Below are 18,244 nucleotides of genomic sequence, written 5' to 3' on the forward strand. Positions count from 1 at the left end.
CGCGCGCCCGTCGCCGCCGCGACCGGGCGGGCGGCGGGGGCGGGGGCGCCACCGGCGCCGGACGGGCCGGACGTGCCGGGGGCGGCCTCGACGTTGCCGGTGCGGCGCAGCTTCTGCCACCGCAGCCGACCACCGGTCAGCGCGGTGATCCACGACTGGAGCAGCACCACGTACATCAGCTGCCGGTACAGGATCTGCTGGAGCGGCAGCGAGATGAGGTGCGTCATGCGTTCCCGGTCCAGGCGGAACGCGTAGGCCGCGCAGATCAGTTGGATGCCGAGCACCGCGCCCCAGGCGGCGACGGTCTTGCCGGTCGGGCCGAAGATGATGCCGTACAGCAGGAACACGTCGATGAGCGGCGCCAGCAGCGGCGCGACGACCATGAACGCCGACACCAGCGGCAGTCCGACCCGGCCGAACCGGCCCGACGGGCCGCTCTCGATCACCGCCCGGCGGTGCTTCCAGATCGCCTGCATGGTGCCGTAGCTCCAGCGGTACCGCTGCGACCACAGCTGCTGCACCGACTCGGGCGCCTCGGTCCAGGCGCGGGCGTTCTCCGCGTAGACGACGTCCCAGCCGTCGCGGTGCAGCGCCATGGTGATGTCGGTGTCCTCGGCGAGCGTGTCCTCGCTCATGCCGCCGACCCGGTCCAGCGCCTCGCGGCGGAACGCGCCGACCGCGCCGGGGATCGTCGGCATGCAGCGCAGCACGTCGTACAGGCGGCGGTCCAGGTTGAAGCCCATCACGTACTCGATGTGCTGCCAAGCGCCGATCAGCTTGTCGCGGTTGCCGACCTTGGCGTTGCCCGCCACGGCCCCCACCCGGGCGTCACCGAAGGGCTGGACCAGTTCGCGCACGGTGGACGGCTCGAAGACGGTGTCGCCGTCCATCATCACGATGATGTCGTGCGAGGCGTTGCGGATGCCGTTGTTGAGCGCGGCTGGCTTGCCCGCGTTCTGCTGCCGCAGCACCCGCACCCCGGGCAGGCCCAGGGCCTCGACGATCTCGGCGGTGCCGTCGCTGGAGCCGTCGTCGATGACGAGGATCTCCACCGGGTGGTCGCTGTCCATCAGCGAACGCACGGTGTGGGTGATGCACTTGGCCTCGTTGTAGGCCGGCACCAGGACGGTGACCGGCTCGGTGACCGGCTCACCCCAGCGGAAGTCGGGGCGCCGTACCCGGCGGGCGTGCACCCACGAAAGGATCAGCATCAGACCGAACCGGGCGAAGACCAGCGAGCCGACGATGGCGAGCGCGACGGTGAGCACGCCCATGGCCCGCTCGGAGACGCCGACCGCGCCGACGAACGCCTTGCCCTTCCACAGCTCGAATCCGGTGACCGGGGTGTGCGCGCTGGGCGCGTCCAGTGCCTCGGTGAGGTTGGTGAACCGGTAGCCCTTGCTCTTCAGCTCCGGCAGCATCCGGTTGAGCGCCGCGACGGTCTGGGACCGGTCGCCGCCCGAGTCGTGCATCAGCACCACGGCGCCGTCGCCGTCGTTCTCCGGCATCGCCCGGCGGATGATCTCGTCGACGCCCGGACGCGACCAGTCCTTGGTGTCGGTGTCGTTCAGCGCGGTGATGTAGCCGCGCTTGCCGATGTACTCCGTCACCGGCCACGAGTTGTTGTCCAGCGCGTACGAGTGCGAGGAGTACGGCGGTCGGAACAGCGAGCTGCGCACCCCGACCGAGCCGGCCAGCGCGAGCTGGTTCTGCGCCAGCTCCCAGTCGATGCGGGCCTTGGACTGGAGTGAGAGGTCGGGGTGGTTGAAGGTGTGCAGGCCGATCTCGTGGCCCTCGTCGGCCATCCGGCGGACCAGGTCGGGGTGCTTGGACGCCATGGTGCCGGTGATGAAGAAGACCGCGCGCGCGTCGTGGCGGGCGAGGGCGTCGAGCACCTTCGGCGTCCACTTCGGGTCGGGGCCGTCGTCGAAGGTGAGCACCATGGTGTTGTCCGGCACCCGGTGGGTGGCCGGCTGCTCGCCGCGGACGTCGATGATCGGCCCGCCCTCGAGGATCTCGGCAGGGACCTTGTGGTTGCCGGCCGGTTCGTTGATCCGGTGGTCGGCGAGGAACTCGCTGTTCACGTAGCCGCGCAGCAGCAGCATGGTGATGACGGCGAGCAGCAGCAGGGCAGGGACGAGGTACCGCAGCGGCAGCCTGCGACGGCGCCGCTTGCGGGAGTGTGAGGTCATCTACTCGCCACCACCGGCTGCGGTCTCCTCGCCGACAGGCGGCTCGGTGGGACCGGGCACGTCGACCGGTGGTTCCTGCGTCTTGGGCGGTTCGGCGCCGCCGCCCCCGCCGCTTGCGGAGCCGGGAGGCTGGGTCTTGGTCGCAGAGGCGCTGGGGGTCGCGCTCGGCTGGGGTGTGGTGACTCCCTGGGACGCCGTGGGCTGCGGGATGGTCACGCCGTTGTTGGCGGCCGGTGCGGCCGGGACGCCGGCACTCGTGCCGGGCGAAACCGGAATCTCCCCGGGGTTGGCCACAGGAGTGGCGTCCACGGTCTCTTCCTCGACCTTCTCGGCCTCCTCGTCGGCCTCCGGTTCGCCCTCCACGGTGACCTTCTCGGTGCCCTGGTCCGCCTGCCCGGTTATCGGCAGCCAGGGCGCGGCGGCGTTGCCCCCTGCGAGGCTCACCACGAGCACCACGGCGTAGCAGGCGCAGGCGAGTCCGAGGACCCAGCCGAGTCTGCGCAGTGTCCGCCGCCGCCTGCCGCTTTCGTCGACGAATACTGGCTCATCCGCGTTGCCGCGGACCTCTTGGGTGGTGTTGTTCACGTCTTGCACTCGCCCCCGGGCTCACAGTTGTCCTGAGAGCCAGACAAGGTAGTGGCAGCCAGGGTTGTACAGGGCGCTGATTAAATCAGATGACACTTTGGTATCGGGAGGTGTCAAACGTTTGAGCCCGTTATCGCCGCCCCGCCCGTCTCGTCACTTTCCGCCGCTTCGGCAGGCGCGCCACACGGCACTTCCGCGGGTCGTCGGAGCCGGAAGCGGAATCACCGGAGGGGCGTGCTCCGCAGGTCGCAGCACGTCAGAAGGCGTTCACTCATGATCACCCGGTGCGTACCCGGCGGTCGGCGTCCGCCAGCCAGGCTCCCGGCGGGCGCTCCAGCCAGTGGTGCCGCGCCGCCAGCTAGCGGGCCGCGCCGAGCAGCGCGTCCAGCCCGGGGTGACGCAGACCACGTCGCCACACCAGCGAGATCGGCGACAGCGGCACCGGGTCCACCAGCGGTCGCAGCACCATGCCCGGCAGGTCCATGAACACCTCGCTGGCCAGAACCGACCAGCCGCGCCGGGCCACCGCCCGCGCGAACTCCTCCCCGCCGTCGATCCGCGGATACGGGTCCGCCACCTCGATACCCCGACCCGCGAACAACAGCCCGGCGTAGTCCGTCCACTCCACCGGGTCGAGACCGGCCACCCGGCCACGAGACATCGATGCGACCCGCGGCGATCTCGGCGGCGAACAGGTGCAGGTGCCGCTGGCCGTCGGGCACCCGTTCCCAGGCGCCACAGCGCGTCCACGCCCAGGGCGGCGAGGTGGGTGAGGCGGCGGGTGATGCCGCACGGGTCGCCGAGGCCGTCGGCGTCGGCGAAGCTGCGGGGACAGGCCTGGCAGACGACGGGCCTGGCGCCACCGGTCGATCCCGGGACGACAGTCGAGGGTGGAGCGACCGGTCACGTGGTCCCCGTTGCAGGGCATACGGCGACGGCAGGGAACCTGTCCAGAATGCCGGAAAAACGGGCCATCCGGTTGATCGGAGTGATCCATTCCCGCTGTGATGAAAGTGTGATGGTTGGCCAACTTCCTCTCCATGCCCGCAGGTTGACAGCCTGCTGCGGCGCGGCCACGATGGGGCGCACTGAGGCGCATGTGACCAATGAGTCCAGTGCTTTTCAGACCACTCACCCTTGGTACGGCCCGGCAGCCGAGCGCTGCCCGCATGCCGTCACCGGGTTCCGGCACACGCCAAGAAATGGGATCCGCATGTCCATAACGAGACGTGTCACCGCGCGACGCCTGCTGGGGACGGGCGCCGCGGCCCTCGCCCTCTGCGCCGCCTCCGCCACGACCGCGTTCGCCACCAGCACACCCGGTGGCGACGGCTGGTCGTCCGGCGGCAGCTACAAGCCCGGGGCGGGCCCGGGCACGGAGACCGGGACCGATCGCTGCCAGTTCTCACTCGACGGCACGAACTTCCACGACTCGGTCAAGCTCGACGACCAGAACCTGAAGCCGACCGACGACGGCAAGGTCCGCATCAAGGTCCGCACCGCCGGTGACGCAGCGACCTGCACGGCCTCCCTCGCGTCCTACCTCGCCCACGGCCCGACCTTCGCGACCTCCGGCGAGCAGGTGTTCGTCGACTTCGACACGGTGACGGTCAAGCCGGGCGGCACCGACTCGCTCAAGATCGCCATCCCCGACAAGGGCTGCTACGGGCAGATCGACCTCTACCGGGGCGCGGTGAAGTTCGACGGCCGGCTCGACGCGAAGGACGGCTTCGAGCACGGCGAGCTGCCCAAGGGCCCGGACCGCCCGGTCATCAAGGACAAGCTGATCGCGGCGTGGAACGGCGGCACGAAGGACTGCACGACGCCGCCGGCGGAGGAGCCGCCCGCCTCCACGCCGCCCGTCTCCGCACCGCCCGCGACCCCGCCGCCCGCGACCCCGACGGAGCCGGCCGAGCAGACCCCGCCGGCGACCCCGTCCGAGCCGGCGGAGCCGTCTTCCCCGCCGGCGACGGACACGTCCACCCCGACCCCGTCCACCTCAGAGTCGACCTCGCCTCCGGCCCCCAAGCCGAACGGTGGCGGCAACCTCGCCGAGACCGGCGCCGACGGCAACACGGGCCCGATCGTCATCGGTGCGGCGGCGCTCCTCGCGGGCGGCGCGGCCCTCGTGATCGCGACCCGCCGCCGCGCGGCGAAGCGCATCGCGTAACTCCGCACGGAACACCCCACGACGGCCCGCGGTTCCCTCAGCCCCGGGCCGTCGTGCGGCTCGGCCGCCTCGGGCAGGGGCGGCGGTCGACGATCGTCCGGCCACGGGCAGGTCCCGGGGCCAGGACGACCTCGACCGGAAGACGCTCGGTGGACATCGCCTTCTGTCACTGATGTCGGCACCGGCCCGTCACGGCCTGCCAGTGCCAACCAGCCGGTTGAACCCGCTTCCGCCACAAGGCAGGCGCGCCTCCCACCTCACACACGAGGACGGAAGCCACTCGCCTCGGACCGGCCAAGAGCGGTGCGTCACGGGTTACGGCACGTCAGCGGGCACCTTCGGCCATCACCCGGTGAGTACTCGGCGGTCGGTGTCCGGCAGCCAGGCTCCCGGCGGGCGCTCCAGCCAGTGATGGCGTGCCGCCAGCGAGCGGGCCGCGCCGAGCAGCGCGTCCAGCCCGGGGTGACGCAGACCACGTCGCCACACCAGCGAGATCGGCGACAGCGGCACCGGGTCCACCAGCGGTCGCAGCACCATGCCCGGCAGGTCCATGAACACCTCGCTGGCCAGAACCGACCAGCCGCGCCGGGCCACCGCCCGCGCGAACTCCTCCCCGCCGTCGATCCGCGGATACGGGTCCGCCACCTCGATACCCCGACCCGCGAACAACAGCCTGGCGTAGTCCGTCCACTCCGCCGTGTCCGCGTTACCCGCCCCCGCGTACAACGTCTCGCCCGCCAACGCGTGCAGCGGCACCTCGACCAACGGCGCCAGCCCGTGGCCGGCGGGCAGCAGCACCGCCACCCGCTCGAAACGCACCAGCCGATGCTCCAGCAGCGCCAGCACCGCCGGGTCGAGACCGGCCACCCGGCCGAACGACACATCGATGCGACCCGCGGCGATCTCGGCGGCGGCACCGGTCAGGCCGCTGCGGAAGCGGGCGACGAACTCCGCGTCGGGCGACGCCTCCCGGGCGGCGTCCAGGACGAGCTGCCCGGTGGCGACCGGCGCCGAGACGTCCACCACCAGGGGCAACCCCGCGCCGTGGACGGCCGTACCGAGATCACCGTAGGCGGACAGCACCCGGCGGGCGTGCGGCAGCAGCCGCTCCCCGTCGGCGGTCAGCGAGACCTGTCGTGTGGTCCGCGCGAACAGCGGCGTCGACCACAGCTGCTCCAGCCGCCGGATGTCCCGGCTGAGCGCCTGCTGCGCGGTGTGGAGGCGGGCGGCGGCCCGCGTGAAGTGCAGTTCCTCCGCGACGGTGGTGAACGCACGCAGCAGTCGCGGGTCGGGGTCCTGTGGCATCGGTCCCATACTGACACGCCTGCGATGTGAATATCCGTTCATCAGGTGTTGGACGGCTGCCGGTGGCCGCCCTGAGGGTGAAGCCATGCCGCATTCCACCTCCCCGACACCCCTGCACCTCCCGCCCTCCTCCGGTTCCCGCACGCCCTCCGCCCTGCTCGCGGTCAGCGGCTCCACCCTCGTCGCGGTGGACCTCCGCCACGCCGACCAGCCCGACCGCCCTTACCGCCCCGACCAGCACGGCTACCAGGGCCACCGCAGCCCCGACCGCCGCGCGTTCGCGCCCCGGCGGAAGAGGCGACCACGCCGCCCGGCCTGGTGTGCGCCCTACGTCACGCTGTTCGCCACCCCGGGCACCCGCGCCTTCAGCGCCGGAGCGCTGCTGGCCCGGTTGCCGATGGGCATGTTCGGGGTGTCGGCGGTGCTGATGATCTCCCAGACCCGGGGCTCCTACGCCCTCGCCGGAGCGGTCTCCGCGTCCGGCCTGGCGGCCACCGCGCTGCTGGCACCGCTGACGGCCCGGCTCGTCGACCGGCACGGGCAGGCCCGAGTGGCGGTTCCCGCCGTGCTCCTCGCCGTCCTCGCCCAGCTGCTGCTGGTGCTGTGCGTCAGCACCGGCGCACCCACCTGGACCCTGTTCGCCTGCTCCGCGGCGGCGGCGACCGCACCCAACACCGGCGGCATGGCCCGCGCCCGCTGGGCGCACCTGCACCGGGGCGGCGACCCGGCAGCCGCCGCTGCCCGGCACACCGCCAACTCCTTCGAACAGGCCCTGGACGAGCTGTGCTTCATGGCCGGACCGGTACTGGCCGCGTTCCTGTGCGTCGGCCTCTTCCCCACCGCCGGCACGCTCGCCGCAAGCGTGCTGCTGCTGTGCGGCACGCTGCTGTTCGCCGCGCAGCGCCGGACCGAACCCCCGGTCGCGCCCCGGGAGGCGAGCAGCGGCCGGTCCCCCGCACGCCTGCCCGGCATGCCCATCCTGCTGCTGACCTTCGTCTGCATCGGCGCGGTGTTCGGCTCCATGGAGGTCGCCACCATCGCCTTCGCCGACGGGCTCGGCGCGAAGGGCGCCGCCGGAGTCCTGCTCGCGCTCCAGGCCGCCGGGTCCTGCGCGGCCGGACTGGGCTTCGGCCTGCTGCGGCTGTCCGGCCCGCCGCAGCGCCGGTTCGTGCGGTGTGTGGCGGCGATGGCCGCGCTGATGCTGCTGCCCGCGTGGGCCGCGGGCGGCGGCAGCCTGCTGCTGCTCGCCCCCGCACTGCTGCTGGCCGGCATGGCGACCGCGCCCACGATGGTGACGGGCATGACGCTGATCCAGCGGCACACCCCGCCCGCCCGGCTCAACGAGGGCATGACGCTGGCCGTGACCGCGCTGCTGGCCGGCATCTCGGCCGGGGCGGCGGTCGGCGGCTGGGCCGCCGAGAAGCTGCCCGGCGCAGGCGGCTACGCCGCCCCGGTGGCCGCCGCTCTGCTCGGGGCGGCGCTCGCCACCGCCGGGTTCACCCGCCGCAACACGCGCGGAGGGCGCGGCCGTTCGGCCGCGCCCTCCGTCTAGACCACCGCCGCTGCCGCGAGTGCGCGGCGGGGCGGATGTGGTCAGCAGCTCAGGTTGCCACCCGGGGTGGTGCCCAGGATCTGGGTGAACTGCTGGTACTTGGTGATGCGGCTCTGCACCTTGGCGGGCTGCTTGCCGTCGCACTCCAGCGCGCCGTTGATGCTGCGGATGGTCTGGCCGAAACCGTGCCCGTTGACCATCGCGTGATGCGCGGTCATGGTGCCGGGACCGGACTGGGTGTTCCAGTACCAGAGCGCCGTCTTCATCGCGACCGCCGGGTCGTTCTGCACCAGCCAGGGGTTGTTGAGCAGGTCGATGCCGAGCGCGTCACCGGCCGCCTTGTAGTTGAAGTTCCAGCTGAGCTGGATCGGGCCGCGGCCGTAGTACGCGGCCTGGCCGGCCGGGCAGCCGTAGGGCTGCGAGGAGTCGCAGTAGTGCGGGTAGTTGCTGGTGTCCTGCTCCACGATGTGCACCAGACCGCCGGTCTCGTGGCTGATGTTGGCCAGGAAGGCGGCGGCCTCGCGGCGCTTGGTGGTGTCGTCACCGGTCTTGGCGAAGCCCGGGTAGGCACTCAGCGCCGAGGTCAGGCCCTGGTACGTGTAGAAGGGGTTCCGGTTCGGGAACATCTGGTTGAACTGCGCCTCACTCACCACGAATCCGCTCGGATTCCCGGGGTTGCCCGGGTCACCGGGGCCGCTGCCGCCGCAGGCGCCCTGGCTCTCCCAGACGGCGACCCCCGCGGCCGGACGCTCGTTCTGCGTCCACCACTTGGCACGCCAGTTGGTCCCGTTCAGCGAGGCGGTGTCACCACCCCAGTAGACGGTGGACGCACTCCAGGAGGGGGCGCAGGCCGGTGCGGCGGCTGCCGTGGCCGTGGCCGCCGGCATGACGGCGGCGAGGCCGCCGAGCAGGGCGGACGCGGCGAAGAACGCGATGATCCGTTGTTTCAGCACGTGACTGGTACCTCCATGCGGCGTCGCCGCAGGCGTGGGGGGTTGTTGGAGGACAGTCAAAGGGTCTGGTCTGAACCAGTCAAGGTATAGACCAATACTGACAGCGATTCGAGAGCCTGAACGTTTCCGCACCCCCGAGCGGGCACACCCGACGCCCGCCCGCTGCCCGCCAACGGCGCTCACCGGTGGCAGCGGGCAGAAACAGGCGACGCGCCCCGCGGTGGAACTGGACGCCGGGCAGGCCGACATGAGCAAGTGGGAAGCGACCGTACGCGACCGCCTGGGAGCAACCGAAGGAGAACACCGTGCCCCCGACCCCGCTCACCGAAGCCGACCTCGAAGCGGCCCTGGGCCGACTGCCCGGCTGGACGGTGAAGGAGGGCGAACTGACCGCCTCCTACCGTGCCGACCGGGCCCGTGTGCCCGCCTTCTACGCCGCTGTCGCCACCGCCGAGGACGAGGCCGACCACCACGCCAGGATCACCGTGCTGTACGGCACGGTCGACCTCGCCCTCACGACTCACAGTGCCGGTGGCGCGATCACCGAGAAGGACACCGCCCTGGCCGCACGCATCAGCGCCCTGGCCGCCACCCACCACGCCGAACCGACGGACTGAGGCAACGGGAGGCGGAACAGCCCGGGCACAGAAAAGCCTCCGCCCCGCGAGAGAACTCGCGGGGCGGAGGCCCACATGGGATGAGTGGAGATGGCGGGAATCGAACCCGCGTCCAACGGTGAAGAAGGAGGGCTTCTCCGAGCGCAGTCTGCTTCGCTTTTCTCAGCCCCGGCAGTCACGCAGACAAGCTGCCGACGGGCTCAGTCACTGTTTGATGTCCCGGCAGACCCCGTGACCGGGCCTACGCGGTGAGTTCCCTAGCTGATGCCAGGAACCGGGTCGGGAACGCACCCGGGCTGACACTTCGCAAGTCGCTACTTAGGCAGCGAGGGCGAAGGAATCGCGCTTGGTGTTGGCGATTATTTTTTTTGCGGCAGATGGTTAACGAGATCATTGCCGCGTTCCTCGGCTCGCTTCCCCTGCTCCGACATCCGCTGTCGAAACCGATCATCCCCATGTTGTGTTGACAAGCACACCCGGACCCACCTTGCGGTGCGCCCCGGTGGCACTGCGTCCATCGTACGGGAACAACCCCGGGAACGGCCAGCGCATTCCCGGCGCGCGAGCCGCCGGCCCAGCTGGTAGGGCCCGCTGGTCAGCCCGGCACGGGCCCCGGGCTCAGGCCTTCTGGCGGCGGCGGACGGCGGATACGGCCCGCTCGGTCTCCCGGCGGTCCTGCTTCTCGCGGAGCGTGTGCCGCTTGTCGTACTCGCGCTTGCCCCGGGCCAGCGCGATCTCCACCTTGGCCTTGCCGTCCTTGAAGTACAGCTGCAGCGGCACCAGCGTCAGGCCGCTCTCCTGGAGCTTGCCGACGAGCCTGTCGATCTCCATCCGGTGCATCAGCAGCTTGCGCTTGCGGCGCGCACTGTGGTTCGTCCAGGTGCCCTGGCTGTACTCGGGGATGTGCACGTTGTGCAGCCACACCTCACCGCCGTCGACCTGGCCGAAGCCGTCGACCAGGGACGCCCGCCCCTGGCGCAGCGACTTCACCTCGGTACCGGTCAGGACCAGCCCGCATTCCCAGGTGTCCAGGATCAGGTAGTCGTGCCGCGCCTTCTTGTGCTGCGCGATGAGTTTGCGACCTGTCTCTTTAGCCATAGCCGTGCCATTGTTCCTCACCCGCGGCGTGCGAGGCCACCCAATACCGTCCGGGCCTTGTCCTCGACGCGCTGACCGGCGCGGACCTCGACGTCCGGCGTCAGCCCCTGCCCCTCCAGCTCCCGGCCCGCAGGCGTCGCGTAGTGCCCGACGGTGAGCTCCGCGACCGAGCCGTCCGGCTGCTCCATCGGCATCTGCACCGAGCCCTTGCCGAAGGTGCGCGACCCGACCACCACGGCCCGGCCCCGGTCCTGGAAGGCGCCGGCCAGCAGTTCCGCGGCGCTCATCGTGCCGCCGTCCACCAGGACCACCAGCGGCACGTCCTGGCTGCCGCCCGCCTCCGCGTACAGGGCGTGCTGCTCGCCGCCGTCGTCGTAGGTGGCCACCAGGCCGCCGTCGAGGAAGGCCGAGGCCACCGCGGCTGCCTCGTGCAGCAGGCCGCCGGAGTTGCCGCGCAGGTCCAGCAGCACACCGCCGCGCTCGGGGAGTTCGTCCAGTGCCTCCCGGACGCGCGCGCCCGAGCCCTTGGTGAAGGACTCCACCCGCAGCCGGACCACGTCCTGGCCGAGCTTGCGCACGGTGACCGACTCGGTCTCCAGCACCGCCCGTTCCAGGGGCTCGTCCCAGCGGCGGCCGTCCCGGCCGAGGCCGACCACGACCGTCTCGCCCGCCGCGGGCGCGGCGTCCTGCGGCTCCGCGCCGCGCAGCCGGGCCACCACCTCGGTGACGGGCAGACCCGTCACGTCCTCGCCGTCCACCGTGTGCACCCGGTCCCCTGGCCGCACCCCGGCCCGCTCGGCGGGGCTGCCGCCGGTGACCCGGGCGACCTCCACCCGGCCGTCACGGCCGGCGCGGACCGCGATGCCCACACCGACGTAGCTGCCCTCCAGCTCCTGCTGGAGGCCCTCGTACTCGCGGGCCGTGTAGGCGGCTGACCAGCGGTCGCCGCTGCGGCTGACCAGCCGGTGCGCGTCCGCCGGGTGCTGCTCCTCGACGACTCTGGGGCTTATCGGCGAGCCCTCGGGGCCCTGACCGGCCTGCGCGGCACCGCCGGTCCAGGAACCGGAGGCGAAGCCGGTGACCAGGACACCGGCGAACACCAACGTCAGGGCCGCCCCACGGCGGAAGCGGTGAGGTTGGACGAACATCCACGGACCCGACATGTTGCGGAGTCTAGGACAGAGCAGAGCGCCGTAGGGCAGCTTGGCCCGGGGGCGCCCGCGTCGTTCGTCACACCTTCTTCACACCTTCAGGTACTTGCGCAACGCGATGAAGGCGGCAACGGCAGGCATCAGCACACCCACGGCCAGGATCAGTGGCAGCACCTTGACGACCGAGTCCCAGCCGATGAACTGGATCAACGGGATGCGGTCCGCCAGCCAGTTGTCCACCAGGAAGTACTTGCCGCTGAACAGCAGCAGGCAGGCCATGCCCGCGCCCAGCAGCCCCGCGATGGCGGCCTCCAGGATGAACGGCATCTGGATGTAGAAGCTGGACGAGCCGACCAGGCGCATGATCCCGGTCTCGCGGCGACGGCTGAACGCGGACACCCGGACGGTGTTCACGATCAGCAGCAGCGCAACGACCAGCATCAGCGCCATGATGAACAGGGCGGCCAGGTTCATGCCGTTGAGCAGGTTGAACAGGTTCTCCAGCAGACTTCGCTGGTCCTGCACCTCCTGGATGCCGGCCCGGCCGCCGAACGCCGTCTGGATCACGTCGTACTTGGTCGGGTCCTTGAGCTTGACCCGGTAGGACTCCTGCATCTGGTCCGGAGTCAGCGAGGACGCCAGCGGCGAGTCCTTGAACTGCTCCTTGTAGTGCTTGTACGCGTCGTCGCTGGACTCGTAGAAGACGGTGTCGACGACCTTGAGCTTCTCCAGGTCCGCCTTGATCTCGCGCTTCTGCTGACCGGTCACCGCGCCCTTGGCGCACTGCGGGTCGGTCTCCGCGTCGTTCTTGTTGCAGAGGTAGATGGAGACCTGGACCTTGTCGTACCAGAAGCCCTTCATCGAGTTGACCTGCTCCCGGGCGAGGAGCGCACCACCGAGCAGCGCCAGCGAGATCGCCACCGAGACGATCACCGCGAAGGTCATCGTGAGATTGCGGCGGAGACCGACGCCGATCTCCGACAGAACGAACTGGGCGCGCATGGCGTCCTTTCAGTGCTGGTAGCCGTAGACACCGCGCGACTGGTCGCGCACAAGACGGCCCTTTTCGAGTTCGATCACTCGCTTGCGCATCTGGTCGACGATCTGCTGGTCGTGCGTCGCCATCACGACCGTCGTCCCGGTCCGGTTGATGCGGTCGAGCAGTTTCATGATGCCGACGGACGTCTGGGGGTCCAGGTTGCCGGTCGGCTCGTCGGCGATCAGCAGCAGCGGCCGGTTGACGAACGCGCGCGCGATCGCCACCCGCTGCTGCTCACCACCGGACAACTCGCCCGGCATCCGGTCCTCCTTGCCGCCGAGGCCGACCAGGTCGAGCACCTCGGGGACCGTCTTGCGGATCTGGCCCCGCGACTTGCCGATGACCTCCAGGGCGAACGCGACGTTCTCCCCGACGGTCTTGCTGGGCAGCAGGCGGAAGTCCTGGAAGACCGTGCCCAGCTGGCGCCGCATCTGCGGCACCTTCCAGTTGGACAGGCGGTTGAGGTCCTTGCCGAGCACGTGCACCTGGCCGTGCGAGGCCCGCTCCTCCCGCAGCACCAGGCGCAGGAACGTGGACTTGCCGGAGCCGGAGGAGCCCACCAGGAAGACGAACTCGCCGCGCTCGATCTCCAGCGAGACGTCGCGGAGCGCGGGGCCGGTCTGCTTGGGATAGCTCTTGGAGACGTTGTCGAACCGAATCACTGATTCACACCATGTCGACCTGGGTAGGGGCATCGGCAACCGCGGAACGGCTGGCCGTCGGTGGAGCGACCCTACGCGAAGCCGGGGAGGGCCCGCAGACGGCATCCGTCTTTTGGTGTGATCCCCACAGGACATTCCCCCGCAAAAACACCTCCTTTCCCGCCCCTCTGCGTTCTGCGGCGAATGCTGGCACAGTGGAGACACGGACCATTGGGGAACGTTTCACCCCACCGTGGCGTTGGCGCAGAGGAGGAGGAGTTCGCATGACATGCGATCGACTGGTGTGCGCCAACTGCGCGGGCCCGGTGAGCGAGGCCCGCTGCTCGGTGTGCCGCGCCGAGCGCGCCCGTCAGCACCGCGAGCAGAGCCCCCTGGCGGGCCTCCCGCCCGCGGCCCTGCTGGCACTGCTGCTGACGCTGCTGGCCGTGGCCCTGCTGGCCCGCGAGGCCGCCGCTTTCTGAGCCTGCGCGCCCGCCCCGAACCGACCACACAGCACGAGTGAGGGTCCGGACACTCAGAGTGTCCGGACCCTCACTTCTGCGTGGCCGCCGACGCCCGCGTCAGCGCCTCCCGGGGTCCGGGAGGCGACCGAGCGTACGCCGGGAGCTGCCGGGTCAGGCCGCGGCGGCGCCACCGTCCCGGTTCACCAGGCGCGGCAGCATGCGGAAGCCGACGCCGCCGGCGATCATCGTCGCCGCACCGAGCAGCAGGAAGGTGGTCTCCGCAGCACCGGTCTCGGCCAGCTGCTCCTTCGGAGCGTTGCCCGCCGCGGCCGGCTGCTCCGGCGTGCTGATCTGCTCCTTGCCGGCACCGTCCGGCGTGGTGCCGGTCTCGCCGGTGCCGCCGGTGGTGTCCGGGTTCAGGCCGCCGGTGGAGCCGCCCTCGCCACCTGTGCTGCCACCGGAGGTGGAGCCACCGGTCGAGCCGCCCGTGGAACCGCCCGTGGAACCGCCGCCGCTGTCGCCACCACCCGCGTTGCCGCCGGTGGAACCGCCGGCGTTGCCGCCGCCGTTACCGCCGGTGGTCTGACCCGGGTCGGGGTCGGTCGGGTCCGGGTCCACGGGGTCCGGGTCCGTCGGGTCGGGGTCGGTCGGGTCCGGGTCCACGGGGTCCGGGTCGGTCGGGTCGTCCGGGTCCGGCTCCGGGTCGCCGGGGTTGTCCGGGTCGTCGTCCGCGGCGATGTCGATCTTGGCGTCCACGCCGAGGTCGACGGCCTGCGCCACGCCCGCCGCGGTCAGCGAAACGCCGGCGGCGAACACCGCACCGGCTGCGATCCGCGCGATGCGCACCCGCATCTTGGAATTGGTCACTACCAACTACCCCCAGTAGTCATGGTTGATGGAGCAGCTGTACCGGACGCGGATCATCGGGAGGCCGGCCACGGAGCCCGATGCCACCTCGGTGACCGGGCCGTCCGTTCGCCCCCGCAACGCACATGTCCCTGCACACGTCTGCCGAGCCAACACCCTTCCCACTTTTCACAACAGCGTCAAGCCGGGTCAGTCGAAATGTCCGCAGTGGACGGTCACTTACCCAACCTTTCCGTCAGGTGTGATCGAGCACACGCATGACCTGACGCGTCGTCGGCTCCCGGGGCCACTCGTCCCGCCCGACAGCCCCGAGAGTTCCGACAGTCCCGTCAGCCCGGTCGGAGCCAGTCGCGGTCCCGCGCGATGGCCAGCGCCTCGATCTGGGTCCGGGCGTCGAGCTTGCGCAGCACCGCACTGAGGTGGTTGCGGACCGTGCCGACGGTCAGGCTCAACTCCCGCGCGATGTCCGTCGGATGGCGCCCCTCCGCGACCCGGCGCAGCACGTCGGTCTCCCGGGCGCTGAGCGGACTGCGTCCCACCTCCGCTGCGGCGCCGAGCAGTTCGGGGGCGACCACCAGCCGCCCCGCGGCCACCCCGCGGACCGCGCCCAGCAGTTCGGCCAGTGACAGGTCCGTGTGGACCAGCCCCGAGGCGCCGGCGGCCAGCGCGCTGCGCACCAGGCCCGGCGAGGGCCGCGCGGCGAGCACCAGTGAGCGGCACCCCGGCACCGAACGCCGCAGCGCCGTCACCGCGTCCACGCCGTCGAGGTCCCGCAGCGAGGCGCTGAGCACCGCCACGTCGGGCCCCACCCGGCAGGCCACCGGGGCGACCTCGGCCCCGGTGGCCACCTCGGCGACCACTCGCAGGTCCGGCTCGCGGTCGAGGGCCGCCACCATCAGCTCCCGAACCATCCGCTCGTCGCCGGCCACCAGCACTCTGGTCACACGCTCTCCCTCCGCCACGGCACACGCCCACCAAGGCAGATCCCCCAGCCGCACCGAGGGTTGTGCACGGTACGCACCGGATGGGTAACGAAGAGTGCGGGCAACGCTATCGCCGGGCACTATCACCCCTCCCCACCTGCGCGGTCGTGCCGCGACGCGGCGCCGCAGCGGGCCGGGAACGCCCTGCGGGCCGTACCCCGCGGGGTACGGCCCGCACGAACGGGTGCGGCGGGCGTCAGCCGGCGGCCTGGTCCTGCTGCTTGCGCCAGCGGATACCGGCCTCCAGGAAACCGTCGATGTCACCGTCGAGCACGGCCTGCGGGTTGCCGACCTCGTGCTCGGTGCGCAGGTCCTTCACCATCTGGTACGGCTGCAGCACGTAGGAGCGCATCTGGTTGCCCCAGGAGTTGCCGCCCTCGCCCTTCAGCGCGTCCATCTTGGCCTGCTCCTCCGCCCTGCGGTGGGCCAGCAGCCGGGACTGGAGCACGCGCAGCGCGGCGGCGCGGTTCTGGATCTGCGACTTCTCGTTCTGGCAGGAGACGACGATGCCGGTCGGCAGGTGCGTCATGCGCACCGCCGAGTCGGTGGTGTTGACCGACTGACCGCCCGGACCGGAGGACCGGAAGACGTCGATGCGCAGCTCGTTGTCCGGGATGTCGATGTGGTCCGTCTGCTCCACCACGGGCAGCACCTCGACGCCCGCGAAGGAGGTCTGGCGGCGGCCCTGGTTGTCGAAGGGCGAGATGCGCACCATGCGGTGCGTGCCCTGCTCGACGGAGAGCGTGCCGTAGGCGTAGGGCGCCTTCACCGAGAAGGTGGTGGACTTGATGCCCGCCTCCTCCGCGTAGGAGGTGTCCAGCACCTCGGTCGGGTAGCCCCGGCGCTCGGCCCAGCGCAGGTACATGCGCTGGAGCTGCTCGGCGAAGTCGGCCGCGTCCACGCCGCCCGCCTCGGCCCGCACGCTGACCATGGCCTCGCGCTGGTCGTACTCGCCGGACAGCAGGGTCCGGACCTCCAGCTCGTCCACCGACTTCTGCACCGAGGCCAGCTCGGCCTCGGCCTCGGTACGGGTGTCCGCGTCGTTCTCGCCCTCGGCCAGCTCGAAGAGCACGCCGAGGTCGTCGATCCGGCTGTGCAGCTCCTCGATCTTTCGCAGCTGGCCCTGGAGGAAGGAGAGCTTGCTCGTCACCTTCTGGGCGTTGTCGGGGTCGTCCCACAGGGACGGCGCCGCGGCGTGCTCCTCGAGCACGGCGACGTCGGCCCTCAGCTTGTCGAGGTCGAGTACGGCCTCGATCGACTCCATGGTGGAGGAGAGGGACTTCAGCGCTTCGGATACATCGAGGACTGCCACGGCTCCAGCCTACCGGCTGCCCCGGCCGGGGCGTCCACGGTCATGGTGTGGAGGTGTCGGCCGGGGGCGCGGGCTGGGGCGGGGCGGAGTCGGAGGGGCCGAAGGCGAGCCAGCCGCCGACGCCCAGCGCCGCGGCGGCAGCCGTCGCGGCGACGGCCATCTTCATCCGGCGTCGGCGCTCGGCAGCGCGGTGGCGGGCGGACCCGGCGCGGGGCTGACCGGGCGCGCGGGGCGCCCGCGCGGTGCCGTGCGCGCCACCCGCCAGTTCGTCCGCGCCCGGAACCCGCATGCTGGTGTGCGTCTCGCGGTTCGCCGAGTCGGGCGCGGCCGTGCCGTGCACCAGCGGGACGGCGCCGCGGACCGGGGGCTCGTGGACCGGCGGCTCGGGTTCGTGGACCGGCTCGGGCTCCGGCTCGTCGATCTGCAGCGCGGGGTGCCCGGCCAGGGACGGCTGGAGCTCCCGCAGCCGTGCGGCCAGTTCCGCCGCCCGCAGCCGGGAGGCCGGGGCCTTGGCCAGGCACTGGTGGATCAGCCGCCACAGATCGTCCGGGATGCCGGGCAGCGGCGCGACCGCCTCGGTGACGTGCCGGCGCAGCACCGCGCCGGGATGGCCGCCGCCGAAGGGGGTGAACCCGGCGAGCAGTTCGTAGAGCACCGTGGCGAGCGCGTAGATGTCCACGGCCGCGCGCGGCGGCAGTCCCTCGACGATCTCCGGCGCCACGTAGTCGGGTGTGCCGACCACCCGACCGCCGCCGCCCCTGCGGGGCTCGTCGATCAGCTTGGCGACCCCGAAGTCGGTGAGCAGGGCGCGCCCGGTGCCCTCGTCGAGCAGGATGTTCTCCGGCTTGACGTCCCGGTGCACGTACCCGGCCGTGTGGGCGGCGGCCAGGCCGTCGGCGACGTCGGCCACGAGGGCGACGGCGGCGTGCGGCGTGAGGCGGCGCTCGCGGTCGAGCAGGGTGCGCAGGTCGGTGCCGCGGACCAGGTCCATCACCAGTGCCAGGTCGTTGCCGTCCACGACCAGGTCGCGCACCCCGACCACCCGCGGGTGGTCCAGGCTGACCAGCGCCGCACGCTCCTGCACGAAGCGGCCGACGAGTTCCTGGTCGGCCGCCAGGTCCTCGCGCAGCAGCTTGAGGGCCACCGGCCCGTCCGGTCCAGAACCGAGCCACACCGTGCCCGCGCTGCCGCGCCCCAGGATCTGGTGGGCGGTGTACCGGCTGCCGATCTTCCGTGCCATGACGACAAAGTTACGCGGCAGGAGGCACCTCGGGGGGCCCGGATGACGACAAGCGCCACTTCTGGGCGGTAAAGA

15 protein-coding genes, 1 other RNA gene and 2 pseudogenes are annotated in these 18,244 nt (G+C 71.5%); 4 read left to right on the forward strand and 14 right to left on the reverse strand.

The window, feature by feature from the left end; genetic code table 11:
- Nucleotides 1–17: 17 nt before the first annotated feature.
- The 3 genes and pseudogenes from QNO07_RS10565 to QNO07_RS10575 all read right to left on the reverse strand — a co-directional run.
- A pseudogene (locus QNO07_RS10565) lies at nt 18–2,192 on the reverse strand (bifunctional polysaccharide deacetylase/glycosyltransferase family 2 protein); the annotation flags it as partial.
- On the reverse strand, nt 2,193–2,777 hold the full coding sequence (locus QNO07_RS10570; protein ID WP_283991494.1) for a hypothetical protein: 585 nt from the start codon (nt 2,775–2,777) through the stop codon (nt 2,193–2,195).
- 277 nt (nt 2,778–3,054) lie between these two features.
- Nucleotides 3,055–3,402 (reverse strand): annotated as a pseudogene (locus tag QNO07_RS10575) (LysR family transcriptional regulator); the annotation flags it as partial.
- A 588-nt stretch (nt 3,403–3,990) separates the two neighbouring features.
- Here QNO07_RS10575 and QNO07_RS10580 point away from each other — a divergent pair.
- The gene (locus QNO07_RS10580) at nt 3,991–4,947 is read left to right on the forward strand and encodes an LAETG motif-containing sortase-dependent surface protein (protein ID WP_283991495.1); all 957 of its coding nucleotides are present in this window, start codon (nt 3,991–3,993) and stop codon (nt 4,945–4,947) included.
- 345 nt (nt 4,948–5,292) lie between these two features.
- Here QNO07_RS10580 and QNO07_RS10585 read toward each other — a convergent pair whose 3' ends face one another.
- On the reverse strand, nt 5,293–6,252 hold the full coding sequence (locus QNO07_RS10585; RefSeq protein WP_283991497.1) for a LysR family transcriptional regulator: 960 nt from the start codon (nt 6,250–6,252) through the stop codon (nt 5,293–5,295).
- Nucleotides 6,253–6,337: 85 nt separating this feature from the next.
- Between QNO07_RS10585 and QNO07_RS10590 the strand changes: the two genes are divergently transcribed.
- On the forward strand, nt 6,338–7,804 hold the full coding sequence (locus QNO07_RS10590; protein WP_283991498.1) for an MFS transporter: 1,467 nt from the start codon (nt 6,338–6,340) through the stop codon (nt 7,802–7,804).
- A gap of 41 nt (nt 7,805–7,845) precedes the next feature.
- Here QNO07_RS10590 and QNO07_RS10595 read toward each other — a convergent pair whose 3' ends face one another.
- Complete coding sequence (locus tag QNO07_RS10595) at nt 7,846–8,754, reverse strand: glycoside hydrolase family 19 protein (RefSeq protein WP_502961812.1); 909 nt, start codon at nt 8,752–8,754, stop codon at nt 7,846–7,848.
- 308 nt (nt 8,755–9,062) lie between these two features.
- Between QNO07_RS10595 and QNO07_RS10600 the strand changes: the two genes are divergently transcribed.
- Nucleotides 9,063–9,374: a 4a-hydroxytetrahydrobiopterin dehydratase gene (locus QNO07_RS10600; RefSeq protein WP_283991499.1), complete on the forward strand. Its 312-nt coding sequence runs from the start codon at nt 9,063–9,065 to the stop codon at nt 9,372–9,374.
- Between the two features lie 82 nt (nt 9,375–9,456).
- Here QNO07_RS10600 and ssrA read toward each other — a convergent pair.
- From ssrA to ftsE, 5 genes are all read right to left on the reverse strand, one after another.
- Nucleotides 9,457–9,829, reverse strand: a transfer-messenger RNA (tmRNA) gene (ssrA, locus tag QNO07_RS10605).
- A 163-nt stretch (nt 9,830–9,992) separates the two neighbouring features.
- Complete coding sequence (gene smpB, locus QNO07_RS10610; protein ID WP_283991500.1) at nt 9,993–10,472, reverse strand: SsrA-binding protein SmpB; 480 nt, start codon at nt 10,470–10,472, stop codon at nt 9,993–9,995.
- A 17-nt stretch (nt 10,473–10,489) separates the two neighbouring features.
- A complete protein-coding gene (locus tag QNO07_RS10615; RefSeq protein WP_283991502.1) occupies nt 10,490–11,635 on the reverse strand; it encodes a S41 family peptidase in 1,146 nt (381 codons plus the stop codon).
- A gap of 78 nt (nt 11,636–11,713) precedes the next feature.
- The gene (gene ftsX / locus QNO07_RS10620) at nt 11,714–12,625 is read right to left on the reverse strand and encodes a permease-like cell division protein FtsX (RefSeq protein WP_283991503.1); all 912 of its coding nucleotides are present in this window, start codon (nt 12,623–12,625) and stop codon (nt 11,714–11,716) included.
- A 9-nt stretch (nt 12,626–12,634) separates the two neighbouring features.
- Nucleotides 12,635–13,324 carry a cell division ATP-binding protein FtsE gene (ftsE, locus tag QNO07_RS10625; RefSeq protein ID WP_283991504.1) on the reverse strand — a complete coding sequence of 230 codons (690 nt, stop codon included), beginning with the start codon at nt 13,322–13,324 and terminating at the stop codon, nt 12,635–12,637.
- Between the two features lie 263 nt (nt 13,325–13,587).
- On the opposite strand from ftsE, the gene QNO07_RS10630 reads away from it, so the two are divergent.
- Entirely contained in the window at nt 13,588–13,785 is a 198-nt protein-coding gene (locus tag QNO07_RS10630; RefSeq protein ID WP_283991505.1) for a hypothetical protein, read from the forward strand.
- Nucleotides 13,786–13,938: 153 nt separating this feature from the next.
- Here QNO07_RS10630 and QNO07_RS10635 read toward each other — a convergent pair whose 3' ends face one another.
- The 4 genes from QNO07_RS10635 to QNO07_RS10650 all read right to left on the reverse strand — a co-directional run bounded on the left by QNO07_RS10635 (nt 13,939) and on the right by QNO07_RS10650 (nt 18,169).
- Nucleotides 13,939–14,619 (reverse strand): hypothetical protein, encoded by a 681-nt coding sequence (locus tag QNO07_RS10635; protein WP_283991533.1) that lies wholly within the window; start codon nt 14,617–14,619, stop codon nt 13,939–13,941.
- A 344-nt stretch (nt 14,620–14,963) separates the two neighbouring features.
- Complete coding sequence (locus tag QNO07_RS10640; protein ID WP_283991507.1) at nt 14,964–15,578, reverse strand: LuxR C-terminal-related transcriptional regulator; 615 nt, start codon at nt 15,576–15,578, stop codon at nt 14,964–14,966.
- A 235-nt stretch (nt 15,579–15,813) separates the two neighbouring features.
- Nucleotides 15,814–16,929 carry a peptide chain release factor 2 gene (gene prfB / locus QNO07_RS10645; protein WP_283991509.1) on the reverse strand — a complete coding sequence of 372 codons (1,116 nt, stop codon included), beginning with the start codon at nt 16,927–16,929 and terminating at the stop codon, nt 15,814–15,816.
- Nucleotides 16,930–16,969: 40 nt separating this feature from the next.
- Entirely contained in the window at nt 16,970–18,169 is a 1,200-nt protein-coding gene (locus QNO07_RS10650; RefSeq protein WP_283991510.1) for a serine/threonine-protein kinase, read from the reverse strand.
- Nucleotides 18,170–18,244: the final 75 nt, after the last annotated feature.

The organism is Streptomyces sp. 549, assembly GCF_030124175.1.
In the GTDB taxonomy this organism is placed as follows: domain Bacteria; phylum Actinomycetota; class Actinomycetes; order Streptomycetales; family Streptomycetaceae; genus Streptomyces.